Here is a 1,901-nt window from a genome sequence, read left to right on the forward strand (position 1 = left end):
TCCTTGCGGATCGCCATCAGGCCCGGCATCTCGTGCTCGGCGAGGGTGATCTCCTTGCGGCCGAACTCGGCCAGGGACAGATCGGCGACCTTGAAATCCGCGAAATCACGCGACACGAATGCTCCTTGAACTCATGATGTTGCGGTGGATGTCCAGGGCCGCGGTGGACCTGTTCAGGGTGATGTAGTGCAGTCCGGGGGCGCCCTCGGCGAGGAGGCGTTCCGCCATGGTGGTGGCGTACTCGACGCCGATGCGGTGGCCCGCGGCGGGATCGTCCCGAGCGGCCTCCAGCCGGTGGGCCAGGTCCTCGGGGAAGGCCGCGTCGCTCAGTTCGGCGAACCGGCGGATCTGGCGTACGTCGGTGGCGGGCATGATCTCGGGGACGATCGGGATGTCGCAGCCGGCCGCGGCCACCCGGTCGCGCAGCCGCAGATAGTCCTCGACGTCGAAGAACATCTGCGTGATGGCGTAGTCGGCGCCCGCCCGGCACTTGGCCACGAAGTGCCGGATGTCGGTGTCCCAGTCGGACGAGCGGGGGTGCCGCTCGGGGAAGGCGGCCACCCCGATGGTGAAGTTCCCGAGCGAACGGACGAGTTCGACCAGCTGGTAGGCGTGGGTGAAGCCGTCCGGGTGCGGCACCCACGGTCCTTTCGGGGCACCGGGCGGATCGCCTCGCAGGACGAGGACGTCCTTGATGCCGGCGTCCGCGTAGGCGCCGATGATGTGCCTCAGCTCGGCCACCGAGTGGCCGACGGCGGTGAGGTGGGCGACCGGGCGCAGGATGGTCTCCGCCGCGATACGCCGGGTGACCTCGATGGTCCGATCGCGGGAGGAACCGCCGGCGCCGTAGGTCACGGAGACGAAGTCCGGCCGCAGCGCCTCCACCCGACGGATCGCATCCCACAGCGTCCGCTCGCCGGCCGCGGTCTTCGGCGGGAAGAACTCGAAGGAGAAGGTCGTCATGCGCGGCCTCCCGCGTTGAAGTAGCCGGCCTGGGGATGGTGGACGACGATGGCGTCCGTGGACTGCTCGGGGTGCAGCTGGAACTCCTCGGACAGATGGACGCCGATCCGCTCCGGCTTCAGCAGCTCCGCGATCTTCGCTCGGTCCGCGAGCTCCGGACAGGCCGGATAGCCGAGGGAGTAGCGGCAGCCCTGGTACTCGGTGCGGAACATGGCGTCCAGCGAGCTGGGATCGTCCGCCGCGACGCCGAGTTCTGCGCGGACGCGGGCGTGCCAGTACTCGGCGAGGGCCTCGGCCAGCTGCACGGACAGGCCGTGCAGTTCGAGGTAGTCACGGTAGGAGTTGGACTCGAAGAGCCTGGCGGTCTCCTCGCCGATGCGGGAGCCGACGGTGACGACCTGGAGGCCGACGACGTCGGTCTCCCCGGACTCCTCCGGGCGGAAGAAGTCGGCCAGGCACAACCGGCGGCCGCGGCGCTGGCGCGGGAAGGTGAACCGGGTGCGCTCGCCACCGTGCTCGTCCAGGATGATCAGGTCGTCGTCCTTGGACACGCACCGGAAGTAGCCGTAGACCACGGCGGCTTCGAGGAGGTTCTCGGTCTGCAGCCGGTCGAGCAGACCGCGCAGACGCGGCCGGCCCTCGCTCTCGACCAGGTCCTTCGTCAGCCCCCACTGCCCCCGGAAGAGAGCCGTCTCGTCCAGCCAGCTGGCGTACTCCTTGAGCTGGATGCCCTTGACGATCCGGGTGTCCCAGAACGGCGGGGCCGGCACCGGGTTGTCGGTGACCACATCGGAGCGTACGGGCCCCTCCTGCGGCCGTTCCTCGACCTCGACGGCCGGGGTGGCGCGTACCCGTCGTTGTTTGAGTTCGGGGAGCTTGGCGCCGGGGACACCGCGTTTGACGCCGATCAGGGCGTCCATCAGACGCAGGCCCTCGAA

At 69.5% G+C, this 1,901-nt stretch carries 3 protein-coding genes; all 3 read right to left on the reverse strand.

Annotation, left to right across the window (positions count from 1 at the left end):
• On the reverse strand, positions 1 to 116 hold a 116-nt coding region (locus ACFYMM_RS44330), incomplete at its 3' end, for an adenosylhomocysteinase (protein WP_388398543.1).
• Positions 106 to 963 carry a methylenetetrahydrofolate reductase [NAD(P)H] gene (metF, locus tag ACFYMM_RS44335; RefSeq protein WP_388398539.1) on the reverse strand — a complete coding sequence of 286 codons (858 nt, stop codon included), beginning with the start codon at positions 961 to 963 and terminating at the stop codon, positions 106 to 108. The genes metF and ACFYMM_RS44330, both read right to left, overlap by 11 nt.
• Positions 960 to 1,901, reverse strand: a 942-nt coding sequence (locus ACFYMM_RS44340; protein WP_388398542.1) for a vitamin B12 dependent-methionine synthase activation domain-containing protein, incomplete at its 5' end; no start/stop codon positions are given. The genes ACFYMM_RS44340 and metF, both read right to left, overlap by 4 nt.

Source organism: Streptomyces sp. NPDC006739, from assembly GCF_042869815.1.
Lineage (GTDB): Bacteria > Actinomycetota > Actinomycetes > Streptomycetales > Streptomycetaceae > Streptomyces.